The organism is Streptomyces sp. NPDC043812, assembly GCF_056436245.1.
This window is the reverse complement of the sequence record NZ_JBWKCY010000013.1, coordinates 90,387-109,597: the sequence shown is the minus strand read 5'-3', so window position 1 is coordinate 109,597 and position 19,211 is coordinate 90,387. Positions and strand designations below refer to the sequence as shown.

Annotated in this window: 19 protein-coding genes; 8 read left to right on the top strand and 11 right to left on the bottom strand. The window is 70.4% G+C overall.

All coding sequences use genetic code 11. The features are described from left to right. The first annotated feature begins 75 nt into the window (after positions 1 to 75). Entirely contained in the window at positions 76 to 321 is a 246-nt protein-coding gene (locus tag AC067Z_RS20410) for a WhiB family transcriptional regulator (RefSeq protein WP_478790958.1), read from the top strand. Positions 322 to 323: 2 nt separating this feature from the next. On the opposite strand, the gene AC067Z_RS20405 is transcribed toward AC067Z_RS20410, so the two are convergent. The 9 genes from AC067Z_RS20405 to ssgD all read right to left on the bottom strand — a co-directional run bounded on the left by AC067Z_RS20405 (position 324) and on the right by ssgD (position 8,894). Next, a complete protein-coding gene (locus AC067Z_RS20405) occupies positions 324 to 929 on the bottom strand; it encodes a hypothetical protein (RefSeq protein WP_478790957.1) in 606 nt (201 codons plus the stop codon). After that, positions 926 to 1,591: a hypothetical protein gene (locus AC067Z_RS20400; protein ID WP_478790956.1), complete on the bottom strand. Its 666-nt coding sequence runs from the start codon at positions 1,589 to 1,591 to the stop codon at positions 926 to 928. The genes AC067Z_RS20405 and AC067Z_RS20400 overlap by 4 nt, the downstream gene beginning before the upstream one ends. Before the next feature lie 13 nt (positions 1,592 to 1,604). Next, a complete protein-coding gene (locus AC067Z_RS20395; RefSeq protein WP_478790955.1) occupies positions 1,605 to 2,855 on the bottom strand; it encodes a hypothetical protein in 1,251 nt (416 codons plus the stop codon). Position 2,856: 1 nt separating this feature from the next. Next, positions 2,857 to 3,165 (bottom strand): hypothetical protein, encoded by a 309-nt coding sequence (locus AC067Z_RS20390; RefSeq protein ID WP_478790954.1) that lies wholly within the window; start codon positions 3,163 to 3,165, stop codon positions 2,857 to 2,859. Between the two features lie 259 nt (positions 3,166 to 3,424). Beyond that, positions 3,425 to 4,354, bottom strand: a complete 930-nt coding sequence (locus AC067Z_RS20385; RefSeq protein ID WP_478791063.1) for a chitosanase — start codon at positions 4,352 to 4,354, stop codon at positions 3,425 to 3,427. A 196-nt stretch (positions 4,355 to 4,550) separates the two neighbouring features. Next, positions 4,551 to 5,525: an acyl-ACP desaturase gene (locus tag AC067Z_RS20380; RefSeq protein ID WP_478790953.1), complete on the bottom strand. Its 975-nt coding sequence runs from the start codon at positions 5,523 to 5,525 to the stop codon at positions 4,551 to 4,553. 114 nt (positions 5,526 to 5,639) lie between these two features. Beyond that, entirely contained in the window at positions 5,640 to 6,416 is a 777-nt protein-coding gene (ddaH, locus tag AC067Z_RS20375) for a dimethylargininase (protein WP_478790952.1), read from the bottom strand. A 113-nt stretch (positions 6,417 to 6,529) separates the two neighbouring features. Then, positions 6,530 to 8,179: an ABC-F family ATP-binding cassette domain-containing protein gene (locus tag AC067Z_RS20370; RefSeq protein WP_478790951.1), complete on the bottom strand. Its 1,650-nt coding sequence runs from the start codon at positions 8,177 to 8,179 to the stop codon at positions 6,530 to 6,532. Between the two features lie 298 nt (positions 8,180 to 8,477). Further along, positions 8,478 to 8,894 carry a spore wall synthesis regulator SsgD gene (gene ssgD / locus AC067Z_RS20365; RefSeq protein WP_478790950.1) on the bottom strand — a complete coding sequence of 139 codons (417 nt, stop codon included), beginning with the start codon at positions 8,892 to 8,894 and terminating at the stop codon, positions 8,478 to 8,480. A gap of 189 nt (positions 8,895 to 9,083) precedes the next feature. On the opposite strand from ssgD, the gene AC067Z_RS20360 reads away from it, so the two are divergent. Then, complete coding sequence (locus AC067Z_RS20360) at positions 9,084 to 10,178, top strand: WD40/YVTN/BNR-like repeat-containing protein (RefSeq protein WP_478790949.1); 1,095 nt, start codon at positions 9,084 to 9,086, stop codon at positions 10,176 to 10,178. 381 nt (positions 10,179 to 10,559) lie between these two features. Here the strand turns inward: AC067Z_RS20360 and AC067Z_RS20355 are convergent, their stop codons facing one another. Further along, positions 10,560 to 10,862, bottom strand: coding sequence for a YciI family protein (locus tag AC067Z_RS20355; protein WP_478790948.1), 303 nt, complete (start codon positions 10,860 to 10,862; stop codon positions 10,560 to 10,562). 220 nt (positions 10,863 to 11,082) lie between these two features. Here AC067Z_RS20355 and AC067Z_RS20350 point away from each other — a divergent pair, with 220 nt between their 5' ends. From AC067Z_RS20350 to AC067Z_RS20340, 3 genes are read left to right on the top strand one after another with little or no spacing between them, the layout of a single operon-like run. Then, a complete protein-coding gene (locus AC067Z_RS20350; RefSeq protein WP_478790947.1) occupies positions 11,083 to 12,786 on the top strand; it encodes a right-handed parallel beta-helix repeat-containing protein in 1,704 nt (567 codons plus the stop codon). Then, positions 12,783 to 13,196 (top strand): hypothetical protein, encoded by a 414-nt coding sequence (locus AC067Z_RS20345; RefSeq protein WP_478790946.1) that lies wholly within the window; start codon positions 12,783 to 12,785, stop codon positions 13,194 to 13,196. The genes AC067Z_RS20350 and AC067Z_RS20345 overlap by 4 nt, the downstream gene beginning before the upstream one ends. 12 nt (positions 13,197 to 13,208) lie before the next feature. Continuing rightward, the gene (locus AC067Z_RS20340) at positions 13,209 to 13,904 is read left to right on the top strand and encodes an endonuclease V (RefSeq protein WP_478790945.1); all 696 of its coding nucleotides are present in this window, start codon (positions 13,209 to 13,211) and stop codon (positions 13,902 to 13,904) included. Positions 13,905 to 14,268: 364 nt separating this feature from the next. Here AC067Z_RS20340 and AC067Z_RS20335 read toward each other — a convergent pair whose 3' ends face one another. Beyond that, a complete protein-coding gene (locus AC067Z_RS20335; RefSeq protein ID WP_478790944.1) occupies positions 14,269 to 15,468 on the bottom strand; it encodes a saccharopine dehydrogenase family protein in 1,200 nt (399 codons plus the stop codon). Between the two features lie 218 nt (positions 15,469 to 15,686). Between AC067Z_RS20335 and AC067Z_RS20330 the strand changes: the two genes are divergently transcribed. The 3 genes from AC067Z_RS20330 to AC067Z_RS20320 are packed head-to-tail and all read left to right on the top strand — an operon-like array spanning position 15,687 to position 19,195. After that, on the top strand, positions 15,687 to 16,820 hold the full coding sequence (locus AC067Z_RS20330; RefSeq protein ID WP_478790943.1) for a CaiB/BaiF CoA transferase family protein: 1,134 nt from the start codon (positions 15,687 to 15,689) through the stop codon (positions 16,818 to 16,820). Then, positions 16,817 to 17,959, top strand: coding sequence for an acyl-CoA dehydrogenase family protein (locus AC067Z_RS20325; RefSeq protein ID WP_478790942.1), 1,143 nt, complete (start codon positions 16,817 to 16,819; stop codon positions 17,957 to 17,959). The genes AC067Z_RS20330 and AC067Z_RS20325 overlap by 4 nt, the downstream gene beginning before the upstream one ends. Before the next feature lie 21 nt (positions 17,960 to 17,980). Beyond that, positions 17,981 to 19,195, top strand: a complete 1,215-nt coding sequence (locus tag AC067Z_RS20320; protein WP_478790941.1) for an acetyl-CoA C-acetyltransferase — start codon at positions 17,981 to 17,983, stop codon at positions 19,193 to 19,195. Positions 19,196 to 19,211: the final 16 nt, after the last annotated feature.

The following is a 19,211-nucleotide window of genomic DNA, read 5'->3' as shown; positions in this document are numbered from 1 at the left end:
CTGCCGTGAGCCGTCGCCGGGGCCGTTGATGCTTCGTTGACCGGTCGTTTATCGGCGCGCGGCAACGTGATGCCCATGCCGATCAACACCATGACCGAAGCAGAACTCTCCTGGCAGGAGACCGCGCTGTGCGCCCAGGCGGGCCCGGAATTCTTCTTTCCGGCCCCCGGCTCGTCCACCCGCGAGGCCAAGCAACTGTGCGGGGCGTGCGAGGGGAGGGTGGCGTGCCTGGAGTATGCGCTGACGCACGACGAGCGATTCGGTGTGTGGGGCGGGCTGTCGGAGAAGGAGCGGCACCGGCTGAAGCGGGAGCGGGGCTGACGCTAGGTTCTGCTCGCCCTTCCGTCGGCGACGAGCCCGGCCCGCTGGGCGCGCTCGTCGTCGGCGGGTGTGCCGCCGGGCACGGCAGCGGAGGGGACGTCGGGCACGACACGCACGGGAAAGTGCCCGCCGACGGGCGAGACGACACCGCCGTAGCGGATGTCCCCGGCGAACCAGATCATGTCGGGTTGCGGATTCTGTTTCTCCTTGAGGTTCACGGAGAAGGGCGTGAACCGTAGGACAGGAGCATGACCGTCGGTGAACCTGATCACGACCACCTTGGGGCTCTCCAGGGACCGGTGGGGGTACTCGCAGGGAAAAGCGCGCCAGGGATAGACCCGCAGGATGTCGGCGGTGCGGCGGGTGCGGCGCAGGGCGAGGCATGTCGTCCCGAGCATGATCGGATAGAAGCAGAGGTTGATGATGACGAACCCGACGATGTCCCGTGGCGGGTGTGCGGCACCCACGTAGGTCGTTGCCGCGGCCATGGCGACCAACAGGCTCAACCAGGACCGGCGCTTGCACACGAGATTGCGGTGCCCCACGGCTGTGGGCCGGTGCTCGAAGGCGGACTTGAGCAGCGGTGGATCAGGTAGTTCGGGCGTCACGTCGGAATCTCCATGATGCTGGACGTGGGTCGGGGGGAACCGCCCGAGGATTCGGGCGGAGCAAAAGTCAGCGTGTGCGCGATTCCTTCGAGGATGTCCTTGTAGTCGTCCGCGTGCCGGACCGCAGCACTCGTCAACTCGGCCATGGCGATGTGGGTTCCCGTGGGACACGGCACAGTCAGCCTGGCTTGGAAGATTTCACACGATGGTGTCGCGATTCCCGCAGCCTTCAGCAGGTGGGCAGGAGGCGCCTTCACCGTGCCGGCGACCAGTGCAGCGGGGACGCCGATCGGCAGCTCCAGTAGCGTGCCGGTCTTCGACTGCCAGAGCTTGGAGTCCATCACGACCAGGGCGCTTTGAGCTGTCGCGAGCGCCGGAATCCGCGGCGCGGTCTCTTCCACGGACAGCGAGAAGAAGGAGATGCTCGCCCCTTGGTCGCTGTCGGGGTGAACCCCGATGGCCACATGGATCATGCGATCCGAGCGCACGGCGTGGAGCAATTCCGACACGACGCGAACGTCGTCGAGGCATCGTGCGGTGGCCTCCGCGCCCAGAAGCGGCGCAATGGTGTGGGCCGAGGCCTCCAGCTCGTCCAGGGGCACATCGTCCAGAGAGTGGTAGCCGGGCGGCAGTCTGAACCAGACCCGTGGGGTGTTCGACATCGGTGGGCCTCCTTCAGCGGGCCAATGCGGCCCATGCGTGGGCGGCCTTTGCCGCTGCGCTGGGGCCGTCGTCGATGACGGCCCGCGTGCCATCGACGGCAGTACCTGTGTTGGCGACGGTTGCGTTCTCGTCGTCGTAGGGACTGAAGTGACTGGCAGCTGTCGCTGCACCTGCTCCGGCGAGCGTGTACTTCGCCGATTCCTGGACGGCCGGAGGTGTGCTGCGCAGTGCCCAACCCATCAAGGGGTTCTCCACTCGACGCATGTCGTCCATGGCTCCCCAGGCTCCGCTGCTGAATGCTTGGGAACCGGCGCGCGCTGTAGCGAGGGTCCCCGTGTCTGCGAGAGCCGATGCGGCCTGTGCTGCTGCGGAAGCCGATTTCGCGCCGTGGGCGATGGCAGCGACTCCGGGCACGGATCCGAGCGTGTCGCCTGCGAGAGTGACAGTGCTGTCCCAGAAGTCGGCGTCGAACTCGCCTTTGGTGAAGCCGTCCTTCAGCGACTTGTGAATGCGGCGATCGGTCGCGTGAAGGGCGAGCGCACCCATGCTGGCGCCCGCCGCCACAACCATCAGCGCCAGGCCTGCGGGTGGGAAGGCCGGGCCGATGCACATGGCTACGAAGCCGACGATGGCCGACACGTCCGACAGCATGTCGCCGAGGTCCTCGTCCATCCACTTCAGGACCCTGTCCAACGCCCCCGGCTCCCGCGGAGCCAGCCTCTCCGTCGCCTCGTTCAGCGCACGCGCGATTCTCGACGCCTCCGCCCGGTGCGTCTCCTCCAGTTCCCGCGCCAGCGTCCGGACCGACGCCAGTGCCGCACGTGCGTTGGTTACCGCCTGCGCCGCCGTGCGCACCTCCGCGGCCGGGGCGTCACGCGTGGCGGTCATCGCGTCGTGGTGGGTCTCCGCCCGTGTCAGGTCCGACTGTTCCAGCCGCGCCCTGGCCTCGTACTTCTTCGCCGTCGCCTGGTAGCCGACCAGGTCCTCGTGCCACGACAGCAGTTGTTTCGACGCCTTCGACACCGAGCGGTGGGCATTGCGCAGGTACGTGGAGAGTTCACCGTCCAGCGCCTCGCGGAAGGCGGCGGCCGCCTCCCCGCGCCAGTGCGTGCTCTCGCCGAGCAGCCGGTTCACCAGCGCGTGCGCCGTGCCCAGTGACGCCGCGCAAGTGTGGAGCTTCTTCTGCAGCGCGGAGATCTCCGCAGGGTTTCCCGGCGCCGGGTCCCAGCCCAGGTGCGGATAACCGGTCACGCCACTCGTCACGTCACTCACCCTTTGCCGCCCCCACGGTCCTGAAGGCCGACTCGATGGCCCTCTCGATCTCCCTTAAGCCCGTGTGCGTGGCCTTCACGCCGTCGCGGACCGCGCCGATTCGGGTGTCCAGCTGCTGCGCGCCGTACTTCCAGCGGCTCTGGAAGCCGTCGCAGGCTTCGTCGAGCTCCGCCGTACCCAGCTGGTCCGCCCGCACGTGCTCCAGCGCTCGTCTCGCTTCTCCCAGCGATTTCAGGGAGCTGTCCAGGGCATGGCAGAAGCGGCCCAACTGGCGGCTGTTCACCTGAAGATCACGATCCATGGCGGATCACCCTGGCAGATCATCGGGTGGCCCGGACAACTGCCGTACTCCGCACGAGTGGTGGGATATCCGGATACTCGGATTGACGGCCCGTCGTCGCGGGCAACCGCGAGTGCTCGCGCGGCGTCGGTCCGGCCGTCCGCGCGTCAGGTGCGTTTCCCGTGAGCGGTACGCGGTCGCCGTGCACGGCCGTGCGGATCGGGCCGGTGCGCACGGCTGCCTGAAGGCCGCTGGGCTCGTTGCGGCGGCGTGGTGAGCCTCAGGACGGCTGCGTCACGGAGGTGATGCGGAAGGTCTCCCCGTACACCTGCCAGGTGAGCGGCGTGGTCAGGTCCATGTTTCCGGCCCGGAGGAAGACCCGTTGAGCGGTGTCGATCCGTGAGGTGTCCCTGGCCTGTTCGGTCTTCTGCCGGGCCGTCACGGCGCGCCGCGCGTCGAGGAAGGCGTTCAGATATGCCCGCTCCTCGCCGCCCTCAGCGGCCGTGTCCGCCGCTCGCATGGCAGCCTCGCGGATGCCGTAGAAGCCGTCCGGCCCGATGCCCGGGCCGTGGAGCACCATCGCGTCGTAGTAGAGGAACTGGCCCAGCGTGGACAGCCCGTCCATCTTCGCGAGCCGCACGGCCGGATCGAAGTAGATCCGGTCGCGCATCGTGTCCTGGGCGGTGCGGAACGCGGGATCCTCGGCGGCCATCGCCCAGGCGCGCTCGAAGCGGGGGCCGAGGCCTTCGTGCGAGTCGGTGCCGTCGGCCTTGCGCAGGGCGGGAAGGTAGGCGGCGAGGGGATTGTCCGGGTGCTGCTCGGTGAAGTACTCGACGAGCTGGAGCATGTCGTTCGTGCCCGAGCAGAAACCGATGATCCCGGCGACGTAGCCGTTGCCGTCGCCGTTGTCCTCGATGGAGCCGTAAAGCCCGCGCCAGTCCAGCGTCGAGTTCTCCGCGCTCGCCACGAGACGGGCCGCGATCTCCTTCTCGGCGGGTGCGGCCAGGCCGGGCGGCATCGCGTCGATCCGTGCGTCCCGCTTCTTCCGCTGTGCCGCGCTGCCCGCCTTGAGCGGATCCGGTGCCTTCGACGGCTGCTGGATCCGCAGCGCGGGGTCGTCGGCAGGCCGCTTGCCGTCGCCGCCGGCCGAGCCGACGACGAAGGCGGCGGCGAGGGCTATCGGGGTTCCGAACAGGACGAGGCGGGTCACGGCTTTCACGCGGCACAGCGTACGGTGCGGCGATCCGCCGGCCGCGGGCGCCCGGTCACGTCATGGCCACATCACGTACATGATGCGGCCATGCGTAGATGGCTCCCGCGGGGCGTGCGGTGGTTGCCGGCGCCCACGCCGGGCCCGGACCCGTAGGCCGGACCCGCAGGCGCGCCATGGCGTCCGGCGTCGCGCCTCAGCCTCCGGCGCGCGCCGCCATCCGCGCCTTGCGGGCCGCGAGCTTCTCGTCGAACTTCGACGCTTCCGCGTCCAGCCCGCCCATGTACAGGCCGAGCTCCTCCTGCGCCTTCAGGCCGTCGGGCCCCAGCCCGTCGATCTCCAGGACCTTCAGGAAGCGCAGCACGGGCTGCAGCACGTCGTCGTGGTGGATGCGCATGTTGTAGATCTCGCCGATCGCCATCTGCGCCGCGGCACGCTCGAAGCCCGGCATGCCGTGTCCCGGCATGCGGAAGTTCACGACGACGTCGCGGACGGCCTGCATGGTCAGGTCGGGCGCGATCTCGAACGCCGCGCTCAGCAGGTTGCGGTAGAAGACCATGTGCAGGTTCTCGTCGGTCGCGATGCGCGCCAGCATCCGGTCGCAGACGGGGTCGCCCGACTGGTGGCCGGTGTTGCGGTGCGAGACGCGGGTGGCGAGTTCCTGGAAGGAGACGTACGCGACGGAGTGCAGCATCGAGTGCCGGTTGTCCGACTCGAAGCCCTCCGCCATGTGTGCCATGCGGAACTGTTCGAGTTTGTCGGGGTCGACGGCGCGCGAGGTGAGGAGGTAGTCGCGCATCACGATGCCGTGGCGGCCCTCCTCCGCGGTCCAGCGGTGCACCCAGGTGCCCCAGGCGCCGTCGCGGCCGAAGAGGCTGGCGATCTCGTGGTGGTAGCTCGGGAGGTTGTCCTCGGTGAGCAGGTTCACCACGAGGGCGATACGGCCTATGTCCGTGACCTTGGACTGCTCCGGGTCCCAGGCCTCGCCGTCCTCGAAGAAGCCGGGGAAGTTGCGGCCGTCACCGAAGGGCACGTACTCGTGCGGCATCCAGTCCTTGGCAACCTTGAGATGGCGGTTGAGTTCCTTCTCCACCACCTCTTCGAGCGCGTACAGCAGCCGGGCGTCTGTCCAGGCGTCCGAACTGCCGAGGTGGGGAGAGGTGATCGTCACTGGTGCTCCTGGGGACGGGAGTAGTACCTACGGATTCGTAGGTTACGAAACCGTAGGTTAAGCCGCGATAAGCGGTGGGCCAAGCCCCGCATGGAAATGTTCGATTACGTCCTGTTATGCGTACAGGTCGCGCAGCCGGACGGAGAGACAGGTCACGCAGCCCTCGAGCTTCTCGAACTCGCTGATGTCGACCGTCACCGGCTCGTAGCCGAGGTCGGTGAACAGTTCGGCCGTCTTCGGCGCACTGGCCGCCATCAGCAGTTTTCCGCCCCCGAGCAGCACCACATGAGCGCCCGAATCCTCCGGGACCGGCAGGAAACGGGGAAAGACGCTCGGAACGTCGACCAGCGGCGGGAACCCGATCACCGTCCGGTCCGGCAGCGCGGTCACGGCCGACTTGAGGTGGAGCACCTTGCTCACGGGTACCGCCACCACCCGTGCCCCCAAGGGCTCGAACGCGGCGCGCAGCTGCGCCACGCCCGCGGCGTTGGTCCGTCCGCCGCGGCCCACGTAGAGCGTGTCGCCGACCTTGAGGACGTCGCCGCCATCCAGGGTGCCCGGCCCCCACACCCAGTTGACCGAGCAGCCCAGCTCGGCCAGCGTCTGCTCGACGGCCAGGGTCTCGGGCCTGCGCGACTCCGCGCCGGGCCGGGCGATCAGAGCAACATTGCGGAACATCACCACGGTGTCCTCGACGAAGGCCCCGTCCGGGCAGTCGTCGGCCGGTGCCGTCTCCACGGTTTCCCAGCCGTGCTCGCGCAGGGCCTCGGTGTACGCCTCCCATTGCCGCAGTGCCAGATCGGCGTCGACCGGGTTGCGCTCGATGTGTGTCACCAGCCCCTCGGCGAGGCGCGGGCTCGGGCGGCGGATCAGGGCTTTCCTGCTGGGCACGGGCCTCGCCTCCAGGACGGGTCGGGGTCGGGACGGACACCGCCTCGGGTACCCGAAGCGGCGCCCATCATGACCCGGCCCCCCACCTGCGGGGAATCCCCCGCGGCAGGACATCAGCCGGTCGGCCGCCCGGCCGTGCGCAGGTCGTGGGCGGACACGTCCCGCAGGCCCTCCTCGTCCAGCCACAGCCTGCGGGTGATCCCGATCGAGTCGAGGAAGGCCATGTCGTGACTGGCTACGATCAACGCGCCCTCGTACGACTCCAGTGCCGCGGCCAGCCTGCGCACGCTCGCCATGTCGAGGCTGTTCGTCGGCTCGTCGAGCATGAGCAGCTGCGGCGCCGGTTCGGCGAGCAGCAGCGCGGCGAGCGAGGCCCGGAAACGCTCACCCCCCGAGAGCGTCCCGGCGCCTTGTTCCGCGGCCGCCCCGCGGAACAGGAAGCGGGCCAGGCGCGCACGGATCGCGTTGTTCGTCGCGGCGGGCGCGAACCGGGCGACGTTCGCCACCACACTCAGCCCGTCGTCGAGGATGTCGAGACGCTGCGGCAGGAAGCGGAGCGGCACCTGCGGCACCGCCTCGCCCGAAACGGGCGCGAGCTCGCCGGCAATCGTCCGCAGCAGCGTGGTCTTGCCCGCGCCGTTGCGTCCCACCAGCGCGATGCGCTCGGGTCCGCGCACCTCCCACTCGCCCCGGATCCGGGCACCGTGGCGCAGGTGCACGTCGTTCAGCCGCAGCACGCCGCGGCCCGGGTGGACCTTGGTGTGCGGCAGTTCGATACGGATCTCGTCGTCGTCGCGCACCGCTTCGACGGCGTCGCCGAGCCGTTCTCTCGCCTCCGCGAGCCGCTGCGTGTGCATGATGCGGTGCTTGCCGGCCGACACCTGTGCCTCCGCCTTGCGGGCGTTGGCGACGTTCTTCGGCACCACCTTGTTCTCCTTGCTCTTCTGCGCATAGCGCCGACGCCGGTCCAACTTGATGTGGGCGTCGGCCAGTTCGCGCTTCTGGCGCTGTACGTCGGCCTCGGCGACGCGGACCATCCGCTCGGCTGCCTCCTGTTCCACGGCCAGCGCCTGTTCGTACGCGCTGAAGTTGCCGCCGTACCAGTGGACTTCGCCGTCGCGCAAGTCGGCGATCCGGTCGACGAGTTCCAGCAGTTCCCGGTCGTGGCTGACGACGACCAGGACCCCGGACCAGGCGGCTACCGCCTCGTACAGGTGCCTGCGGGCGTACAGATCCAGGTTGTTGGTCGGTTCGTCGAGCAGCAGCACGTCCGGCCGGGCGAGAAGCAGCGCGGCCAGCCGCAGCATTACGGCTTCACCGCCCGACACCTCCCCGATGGTGCGGTCGAGGCCGATGTGCCCGAGCCCGAGCTGGTCGAGCGTGGCGCGGGCCCGCTCCTCGACGTCCCAGTCGTCGCCGACCGCGGCGAAGTGGTCCTCGCTCGGGTCGCCGCCCTCGATCGCGTGGAGCGCGGCGCGGGCCGCCGCGATGCCGAGGACCTGGTCCACATGCAGACCGGTGTCGAGGACGACGTTCTGCGGCAGACAGCCGGTCCTGCCCGCGACGGACACGTTGCCCGCGGTGGGGGTCAGATCGCCGGCGATCAGCCGCAGCAGGGTGGATTTTCCGGACCCGTTGAGCCCGACGAGGCCCGTTCTGCCAGGACCGACGGTCAGCTGGAAAGCGTCGAACACCTCGGTCCCGTCCGGCCAGGCGAAGCCGAGTTCGGTGCAGGTGACATTGGTGGTGGGGGTGTGTGACATACGGGTCTCCCGGTTGCGAGGAAGGGCTGATGGCAACGGGTGGAGACACCGGGGCGTGGCGACGGAGCCGTACGGGAAGGAAGAACGGTCCCGGTCGGGCGGAGGACGGCAGGGCGTCGAGGTCGCACACGATGCGCGCAGGCGATTGCCGTGCGGCAGGGTGTCTCAAGACCTCAGACGAGCAACGTCCTTCTCCGATCGACGACAACAGAACCGTCGAACACACTAGGAGCCGGCTGAAGGCGGCGCAAACGTATTTACGGAACGGCAGTCGGTGGCAGGGACGGCGGCTGCAGGATCAGCGGGCGTCGCGCAGCAGCTCGGTCAGATCGTGGTCGAGATCGAGATGCAGATGCTCGCTGCCGGCCGGCACCAGCTCCTGCGCCCGCTTGAGGAAGCGCCGCAGCTCGCCGGTGCGGATGTGCACCATGGCGATGCCCTCGGGGGCGTGGAACTCCAGCACCGTACGGTCGTAGCCGTACGGCCGCACCCTCACGTCGCCGACGCCCGCCGATGCGTCCAGGCCCTGTACGAGCAGCTCACGGGAGAACGCCCACGAGATGTCGGTGCCCTCGAGGGTCGCCGGCGCCGGGAAGTCGATGCGCACCGCGAACGGGTCGCTGCGGTCGTAGTGCAGCGTCGCCGGGACCGACTCCATACGGGGCGCCGAGGCGACGAGACGGGCCTGAACGGCCTGCTCGATGACAGTGGACAAGGCCCGCTCCTTCGTGTGCGGCTCGTGGGGATCATCCGGCACAGGGTTTCCCTGGCGCCACGGAAGACGATGGAACGGCCGATTCCGTGCACTCGGACCCCGCGTGAGTTGTGTCACCGCCCGGACCCCGGTTCTGGGGGCGTCTCGCACTCTGGACGCCGCAGGGCCCGTGGGCTAGCTTCCAGCGCCATGACGTCCAAGGGGAAGACGAGACGAATGGTGTCGGTGGGGCTCTGCGCGGCGGCGGTTGCTGCGGTGCTGAGCGCCCCGGCGCAGGCGGCCGGACCGGACGCGGACAGGGACCGGCCGGCGCCGCTCTCCTGGAAGCTGAAGGACACCGGGACCGACGTACGCTTCCGCGGCCTCGCACCGGTCAGCCGCAAGGTGGCGTGGGTCGCCGGGTCGAAGGGAACCGTGCTGCGCACCGGCGACGGAGGCCGCAGCTGGCTGAACGTCTCGCCGCCGGGCGCCCAGGAGTTGGAGTTCCGGGACGTCGAGGCCTTCGACGGCCGACGTGCCGTGGTGCTCGCCATCGGCGAGGGGGAGGCGTCGCGGGTCTTCCGCACCGAGGACGGCGGAACCACCTGGACCGAGTCCTTCCGCAACGACGACCCCAAGGCCTTCTACGACTGCATCACCTTCTTCGACAGCAGGCACGGCCTCGCCATGAGCGACCCGGTGGACGGCAGGTACCGCATCCTGTCGACCGGTGACGGCGGCCGTTCCTGGAAGGTGCTTCCGTCCGACGGAATGCCGGACGCCCTGCCCGGCGAGGCGGGCTTCGCGGCGAGCGGACAGTGCCTCGTCAGCGCCGGCCCGAAGGACGTCTGGCTGGCGACCGGGGGAGGGGCGAAGGCCCGGGTGCTGCACTCCGCCGACCGCGGGCTCAACTGGACCGTCGCCGAGTCGACGATTCCCGCCGGAGACCCCGCGCGCGGCGTCTTCGCCCTCGCGTTCCGCGACCGTACGCACGGCATCGCGGTCGGCGGCGACTACCGCCCGGACCAGGCATCCCCCCGCGCGGCCGCGGTCACCGGCGACGCCGGGCGCAGCTGGCGGCAGTCGAAGACGGCGCCGCCCGCGTACCGCTCGGGCGTCGCCTGGCTGCCGTTCCCGCGGTCCGCCGCGCTCGCCGTCGGCCCGACCGGCACCGATCTCACGATCGACGGCGGCCGCACGTGGCGCACCGTGGACTCCGGATCGTTCGACACCGTCGACTGCACGCCGGACTTCGGGTGCTGGGCATCGGGAGAGAAGGGCCGGGTCGCGCGCCTGGAGTTCTGAGAGGAACGGCTCATGAGGCCGGTACCGCGGAGCGCTCCGGCTCCGCGGCCGGCCCGTCCGGGGCGGCCGCCGTCGAGCACTCCAGGCCGTCGTCGCCGTCCCCTTCGGCGGGCCGAACACAGTGTGGTCGGCAGTGAACCGGCCGGACGTGCCCGACAGCTGCGTCTCCAGTCGCATCGCGGAACCACCCAGCAGAAACACCCCGCCGGCCGGCGCCACCACTGTGGTGACTACCCGTCTCGCACTCCTGAAGCCCATGTCGGTCCCCCGTGGTCCACCGTGGCGGCGGCCCTGTGATCGACGCAGGCGGGCAGCGTAGCGCCATCGCGCCCACCCGGCGGCGGCCGGGCCGGAAAGGGCGCGGGGGCGCCGAGGAGCCGGTCAGACGGAGGGCAGCTGCTGCCGGTACGGGGCCAGTTCGGGAGCCGTCTTGGTGGCGATGAACTCGGTGATCCGGTAGGCGCACACCTCGCCGATGACGAAGGGGTCGGCCGCGGCGATCGTCTCGATGTGCGCGCGGTCGTCCCCGACGGCGAGAATCACGCCGCCGTCGCGCGGGTTCTTGCGCCCCGACGCGATGAACACGCCCTCCTCGTACAGCGCGTCCAGCCACTCGACATGCGCCGCGAGGAGCTCGTCGACGCGGTCCACGGGCGCGGTGTAGGTCAATTCCAGTACGAACATGATCGCCAGAGTACCGTCCGGACCCCGCCGATCCTGATGTTCACCCTGGTGGCGGAGGTGCCGCTGGACCGGGTCGACAGCGGAGCGGAATCGCGCGGCACTTTCGCAACGGACCCGGGCACTTCGGCGGCCGGGACGGCCCACGGGTTGCACCTCCGCCACCGTTCAACTGCTCGGGTAGCATCGGCAGTTCCGGGCCGGCGGCGTGGGGGAAGAGGGCATGGTCGCGAGGTACTTCGTCTCGCCGCACGGCGGTCGCCGTGCCTACCCCGACATCACGTCCGCTCTCCGCGCCGCGGCCGGACGGAACCGGCCGGCGCTGATCGAGATCGCACCCGGCCGCTATGAGGAGGCGCTCACCGTCCAGGGCGAGGTCCGGCTCACCGCGATCGACGGTCCGGGCTCCGTGACGGTCGGCCGGCCCCGTGGTGCCGTACTGGACGCCTTCGGGTCGGTTCATGTCCACGGCCTCGTACTGATCGGCCGCGACGCCGAGGTCGTCGGCTGCCGTGCGGGGACGCTCACGCTCGAGCAGTCGGAGATCCGGGCGGACAACGGCATCAGCGTGCACGCGCGGCCGAACACCTCGGTGACGCTGCGGGACAGCGTGATCCTGCATGGCCGGACCCTCTTCACCGGAGCCCGGGGAATCGTCGAACGGTGCCGGTTCACCGACGCGGCCGACAACGCGGTCGCGGTGATCGAAGGCGCCCATGCCTCGGTCCGCGACTGCTGGATCGGCGGCAGCCGTATCCATGGTGTGCGAGTCAGCGGTGCACGGGCCGAGGTCACCGGATGCGAGCTGACCGGGACCGGCAGAGCGGCCCTCATCGCGGACATGCAGGCGGAACTCACCGTGTCCGGCTGCGCGATCACCGCCGTGCACACAGAGGCGATCATGTTCTCCGAACAGTCGCGGGGATCCGTGGACGGCACGCGCGTCACCGATGCGCAGCACGGAGTCGTGGTGGAGAGCGGTGCCGATCCGGCGGTCCGCGGCTGCGTGTTCACCGCGTGTCGCGACACCGGCATCAACGTCCATACCTCGGGCCGCGGCCGGTTCTCGGACTGCGAGGTCGTCGGTGCGGGAAACATCGCTGTGTTCTCCACCAAAGGTGGTGCGCCGGAGGTCCAGGACTGCCGCATCTCGCAGGGCAACGTCGGCATTGCCGTCACCGACGACGCCAGAGGCCGCTTCACCCGGGCCGTGATCACGGACCTGACAGGCACCGCACTGCGGGTGTGGGACTCGGCCAAGGCCGAGTTCGAGCAACTCCGTGTGGAACGCTGCCCGACGGGCTTGGAGACCCGCGGGGACGGTGGCACCACGGCCGACGTCACCGACACGGTGTTCCGCGACTTCCGCATGGCCGCGGTTGCCGCCCTCGGTCAGTCCCGGGTGACCCTCAAGGGCGTGACGGCGGAGCGCGGATTGCTCGGCTTCGGCGTCGGCGAGGAGGCCCAGCTGATCGCGCACGACTGTGCCCTGACAACGGTGCGCGCCGGTGGGTTGCTCGGGTTCGGCACGGCGAGGCTCGTCGCGAGAAACGTCACGGTGACCGGCTCGGAGGCATTCGGCCTCTGCGGGAAGAATTCCGCCTACTTGGATATCGCGGACAGCGAGTTCACCGACTGCGCCGCCACAGGTGCGAGCTTCGACGACGAGTGCGGCGGCCGCTTGGTGGACTGTTCCGTGAACGGAACGCAGGGGGCGGCCGTGCAGGACAACGGCCGCGTCGACCTGGTCTCGCTTCGCACGTCGCTGCCGGTCGTGCGGAGCGCAGAGCCTGCCGCGCCTCCGCCGACGGTCGTCAACAACTTCTACGGCCCGGTCTTCAACGCCGCGGTCCACGGCGCGCAGCTGGCGTGGAACAACAACGGTGTCATCCAGCAGCAGACCAACGAGGACGGTTCTCGCACATGAACGAGCCACAGAACGTGAACAACTACGACGGCCCGGTCTTCAACGCCGAGGTCTCGGGCGCCCAGTTCGCCTGGAACAACGAGACGGTCACCCAGAACCAGCAGAACAACACTGCCGTGTCCCCGGAGTTCGAGCCGTTGGCCGAGTTGGTCACCGCCCTGCTCCGGGAACTGCCCCAGGCTGGGCTTGCCGATCAGGACCGCGAGGATGTCGAGTCGGCGGCCGGAGAGGTCCTCGCGACCATCACCCGGCCGGACCCGCCCGAGGAGGGCAGGCTCCGTCGCGCACTCACCATGCTCAGGGGTGCGCTGGCACCGGTCGCGACCGGCGTCGCGGCCGGCACGGCGGTAGGGGCGCAGGAGTGGGCGCGGACGGCGATCGAGGGATTGGCCGGGATCGTCGGGTCGTAGGGTGGGGGCACCATGAAGATCGTCGAAGTGCCTGCGGGCTGGCCCGCGAACGAAGCTGCGGCCCTCGCCGTCCAGGACGAACTGCGCACCCGGGTCGTCCTCGACGAACCCGGTCCGCCGCCCGGCACCGGACTGGTGACCGGCGTCGACGTCGCGTACGACGACGAACGCGACGTCGTCGCCGCGGCGGCCGTCGTGCTGGACGCGGCGACCCTGACCGTCGTCGACGAGGCCACGGCGATCGGCCGCGTCTCCTTCCCGTACGTGCCCGGGCTGCTCGCCTTCCGCGAGATCCCGACGGTGCTGGCAGCGCTCGAGTCCCTGACCGCGGGGCCGGGGCTGGTGGTCTGCGACGGCTACGGGCAGGCGCATCCCCGTCGCTTCGGGCTGGCGAGCCATCTCGGAGTGCTGACGGGCCTGCCGGTGATCGGCGTCGCGAAGAACCCGTTCGTCTTCACTCACGCCGAAGTCGGCGCCCGGCGCGGGGACTTCGCCGTGCTGCTCTCCGACGACGGCGAGGAGGTCGGCCGCGCGTTGCGGACGCAGGACGGCGTGAAGCCTGTGTACGTCTCGTCGGGCCACCGCGTGACGCTGGAGTCGGCATGCGCGCATGCGCTGCATCTGGCGCGGGACTTTCGGGTCCCGGAGACGACGAGGCGGGCGGATGCGCTGTGCCGGGGGGCGCTGAGGGAGGCGACGGGGGTGTGAGGGGGGCCGCTGCGCGGGACGCTTCCCCTCCCGGCCCTTTCCCATAACCGGGCTCGGCCCGGCACCGGGCTCGACCCGGACCCCTACCTCCGTCCGGACCCTTACCTCCGCCCGGACCCCTACCGGGCTCCGCCCGGACCCGGCACCGCGCTCCGCGCGGTGTCCTCAATCTCCCCCTACGCCCTGCGGGCGTGGGGGGACCCCCGGACGGGCTGATTCCGCTCCGCGAACTCCAGCCCCGCCGGCGATTGAGGCGCGGGGGTCCGGGGGCGGAGCCCCCGTAATACCGCGCGGAGTGCGGTGCCGGGTCCGGGCGGGACCCGGTTCGGGAAATGGCGGGGAGGGGAACACCCCCTCACCCCGCCTACCGCGCGTGCGCCACGCGGAACGTCACGCCCGCCGCCACCAGCCGTTCCCGCAGCGCGTCCCCCATCGCCGCCGCCGACGTGACCTGTCCCGCCGTCTTCGGCAGGTCGTCGAACGCCAGACACAGCGCCGACTCCGCCAGCATCTTCGCCGTCTCGTCGTAGCCCGGGTCGCCGCCCGACACCTCCGTGAAGACGCGGCGGCCGCCGCCCTCGCCCACGAAGCGCACCGAGAACCAGCTCTTCGCGCGGCGTTCCGCGCTCGGGCCGTCGCCGGGTGCGTAGCGGTCCATCAGCCAGCGCCGCGCGGCGGGGAGCTGGGCAAGGGCGAAGCCCGCGCCGGCCGCCACCGGGCCGCCGAGGGCCATCGGCAGGGACTTGACCGCCGCGTAGTGGCGGTAGCGGAAGTCGGGGCCGTAGCGCTCCAGTGCGCGGGCCGAGCGGGCCACGATCTGGCCGTCGATCGTCGGCAGCGGGATCGCCCAGGCGCCAGTCTCCCGGCTGAAGTGCGGTGCGCCCAGCGGTGCGCGCGCCCGTCGGGCGACCAGGCGTGGCTCGTGCAGGCGGCGTTCGCGCGCCGCGCGCAGCGATTCGCGGCCGCGGCCCATGGCGGTGAGCGCGGAGGCCATCGTGCCACCGGAGAACATCGCGTTGGAGCGGACGAAGCCGTCGACGGTCAAGGGCACGTCCTCGGGCAGTTGCTGCACCGTGAACTGCACGCCCAGATCGTGCGGGACCGAGTCGAAGCCGCACGCGTGGACGATGCGTGCCCCCGTTTCGCGGGCGCGTGCGTCATGGCGCACGAACGTCGAGTCCACGAACTCCGGCTCGCCCGTCAGGTCCGTGTAGTCCGTCCCGGCCTCCGCGCAGGCGGCGACCAGTGCCTCGCCGTACCAGACGTAGGGGCCGACCGTCGTGGCGACGACCCACGTGGACCCGGCGAGCTCGCGCAGGGCATCGGGGTCGTCGGCGTCCGCCTCGATCAGGGGCAGATCCGCGCACGCGGGTGCGGCGGCCGCGAGCTGTTCCCGCAGCCGCTCCAGTTTGGCCCGGCTGCGCCCCGCGATGGCCCAGCGGCAGTCGTCGGGCGCGTGCCGCGCCAGATACTCGGCCGTGAGCGTGCCGACGAATCCTGTCGCCCCGAAGAGCACGATGTCGTAGGGACGCTGTGCGCGACCGGTCCCGTTCTGGCTGTTCAATGGCTCCTCCGCCGTTACGACCACGCCGATGTCGGTGGCTGAGGCTAGCGCGCCGCGCGGCCGCGCAGAAGAAGTGTTCCCCATCGGTAACCTGGCATCGCAGGGACTTCTAAGCGCTTGCTCGGCCGAAGCCCTTGTGCTGAGTGGAACGTGTTCTTACCATCACCGGTGTGACATCAGTTGTGTCACACCGCCGAGCCAGGATGGCAGGGGACTGGATGACAGCGTCAGGGAACGGTCCGCTGACCGGGGTGCGCGTGGTCGAACTGGCGGGCATCGGGCCCGGCCCGTTCGCCGCCATGCTGCTCGCCGACCTCGGCGCCGATGTCGTGCGCGTCGACCGCCCCGGCGGCGCGGGCCTCGCCATCGACCCCGCGTACGACCTCACCAACCGCAACAAACGGTCGGTGCTGATCGACCTCAAGTCCGACGACGGCCCCGGCCAGGTCCTCGACCTGGTCGAAAGGGCGGACATCCTGATCGAGGGATACCGCCCCGGCGTCGCCGAACGCCTCGGCGTCGGCCCCGATGCCTGCCTCGCGCGCAATCCCCGGCTGGTCTACGGGCGGATGACCGGCTGGGGCCAGGACGGGCCCCTCGCCGAGCGCGCCGGCCACGACATCGCGTACATCGCCCTCACGGGCACCCTCTCCATGATCGGCAAGGCCGATGAGCCGCCCACCGTCCCCGCCAATCTCGTCGGCGACTACGCCGGCGGCTCGCTCTACCTCGTCATCGGCGTGCTCGCCGCGCTGCAGCACGCCCGCGCCGCGGACGGCACCGGACAGGTCGTCGACGCGGCCATCGTCGACGGCGCCGCCCACCTCGCCACGATGATCCACGGCATGATGGCGGCCGGTGGCTGGCAGGACCGCCGCGGTGCGAATCTGCTCGACGGCGGCTGCCCGTTCTACGGCACCTACGAGACCTCCGACGGGCAGTACATGGCCGTCGGGGCTCTGGAGCAGCAGTTCTACAACGAGTTCATCGAGCTGCTCGGCATCAAGGACAAGGCCCCTGCCCGCAAGGACTTCGCGCGCTGGGGCGAGCTGCGCGACGCCGTCGCGGCCCGTTTCAAGGACCGCACCCGCGCCGAGTGGACCGCAGTCTTCGAGGGCTCCGACGCCTGCGTCGCACCCGTCCTCTCGCTCAGGGAGGCCCCGGGCCATCCGCACCTCACCGCACGTTCCACGTTCGTCGACCACGGCGGCATCACCCAGCCCGCGCCGGCGCCCCGCTTCTCCGCCACCCCCGGGGCCGTGACCCGGCCGCCCGCCATGCCCGGCGCGGACACCGCGGAGGTCGCCCGTGACTGGGGCGTGCCCGGCATCCGTACCCAGGAGGACCGTTGAAGCGCCAGATCTTCTCCGCCGAGCACGACGCCTTCCGCGAGACCGTGCGCACCTTCCTCACCAAGGAGGTGCTGCCGCACTACGAGCAGTGGGAGAAGGACGGCATCGTCAGCCGGGAGGCGTGGCTCGCCGCCGGCCGTCAGGGCCTGCTCGGTCTCGCGGTGCCCGAGGAGTACGGCGGCGGCGGGAACGACGACTTCCGCTATGCCGCCGTGCTCCACGAGGAGTTCACCCGCGCGGGCGCACCCGGCCTCGCGGTCGGGCTGCACAACGACATCATCGGCCCGTACCTGACCTCGCTCTCCACCGACGAGCAGAAGCGGCGCTGGCTGCCCGGCTTCTGCAGCGGCGAGATCATCACCGCGATCGCGATGACCGAACCGGGCGCGGGCTCGGATCTGCAGGGCATCCGCACCACGGCGGAGGACCGGGGTGACCACTGGGTCCTCAACGGCTCCAAGACGTTCATCTCCAACGGCATCCTCGCCGACCTGGTGGTCGTGGTGGCGAAGACGACACCGGAAGGTGGCGCGCACGGACTGTCGCTGCTGGTCGTCGAGCGCGGCATGGAGGGCTTCGAGCGAGGGCGCAACCTCGACAAGATCGGCCAGAAGTCCCAGGACACCGCCGAGCTGTTCTTCCACGACGTGATCGTCCCCAAGGACAATCTGCTCGGGGAGCTCAACGGTGCCTTCGTCCATCTGATGACCAATCTGGCGCAGGAGCGCATGGCGATAGCGGTTGCCGGGATCGCCGCCGCAGAGCACCTGCTGGAGATCACCACCGAGTACGTCAAGGAACGCGAGGCGTTCGGGCGGCCGCTCGCCAAGCTCCAGCACATCCGTTTCGAGATCGCGGAACTCGCCACCGAGTGCGCCGTCACCCGCGCCTTCCTCGACCGCTGCATCACCGACCACGCGAACGGTGAACTGGACGCCGTCCATGCCTCGATGGCCAAGTGGTGGGCGACCGAGCTCCAGAAGCGCGCCGCCGACCGCTGTCTGCAACTCCACGGCGGCTACGGCTACATGAACGAGTACCGCGTCGCCCGGGCATTCACCGACGGACGCATCCAGACCATCTACGGCGGCACGACCGAGATCATGAAGGAGATCATCGGTCGTTCCCTGCTCGGCTAAACCCTCTTGAAAGGCTGACCAGTGAGCACCGAAGCGTACGTGTACGACGCGATCCGCACCCCGCGCGGGCGCGGGAAGGCCAACGGCGCCCTGCACGGCACCAAGCCGATCGACCTCGTCGTCGGGCTGATCCACGAGATCGAGCGCCGGTTCCCCGGCCTCGACCCGGCCGCGATCGACGACATCGTGCTCGGTGTCGTCGGCCCCGTCGGCGACCAGGGCTCCGACATCGCCCGGATCGCGGCCATCGCCGCCGGACTGCCCGACACGGTCGCAGGCGTGCAGGAGAACCGCTTCTGCGCCTCCGGCCTGGAGGCGGTCAACATGGCTGCCATGAAGGTCCGCTCGGGCTGGGAGGACCTGGTCCTGGCCGGCGGCGTCGAGTCGATGTCGCGGGTGCCGATGGCCTCCGACGGCGGCGCCTGGTTCGCCGACCCGATGACCAACTACGACACCGGTTTCGTCCCCCAGGGCATCGGCGCCGACCTGATCGCCACCCTCGGCGGCTGGTCGCGGCGCGACGTCGACGAGTACGCCGCGATGTCGCAGGAGCGGGCCGCCGCCGCGTGGAAGGACGGCCGCTTCGAGCGCTCCGTCGTCCCCGTCCGCGACCGCAACGGCCTCGTCGTCCTCGACAACGACGAGCACATGCGCCCCGGCACCACGGCCGACTCCCTCGCCGCCCTCAAGCCGTCCTTCGCGGGCATCGGCGACCTCGGCGGCTTCGACGCCGTGGCCCTCCAGACGTACCACTGGGTGGAGAAGATCGACCACGTCCACCACGCGGGCAACTCCTCCGGCATCGTGGACGGCGCCGCTCTCGTCGCCATCGGCAGCAAGGAGGTCGGCGAGCGCTACGGACTCACCCCGCGCGCCCGGATCGTCTCCGCCGCCGTCTCCGGCTCCGAGCCGACCATCATGCTCACCGGCCCCGCGCCCGCCACCCGCAAGGCGCTCTCCCGGGCGGGTCTGACCATCGACGACATCGACCTCGTGGAGATCAACGAGGCGTTCGCCGGAGTCGTCCTGCGCTTCGCCCAGGACATGGGCCTGTCGCTCGACAAGATCAACGTCAACGGCGGAGCGATCGCCATGGGCCACCCCCTCGGTGCCACCGGCGCGATGATCCTCGGCACCCTCGTCGACGAACTGGAGCGCCAGGACAAGCGCTACGGCCTCGCCACCCTCTGCGTGGGCGGCGGCATGGGCATCGCCACCGTCGTCGAGCGTCTCTGACCCCCGTCCTTTTCCC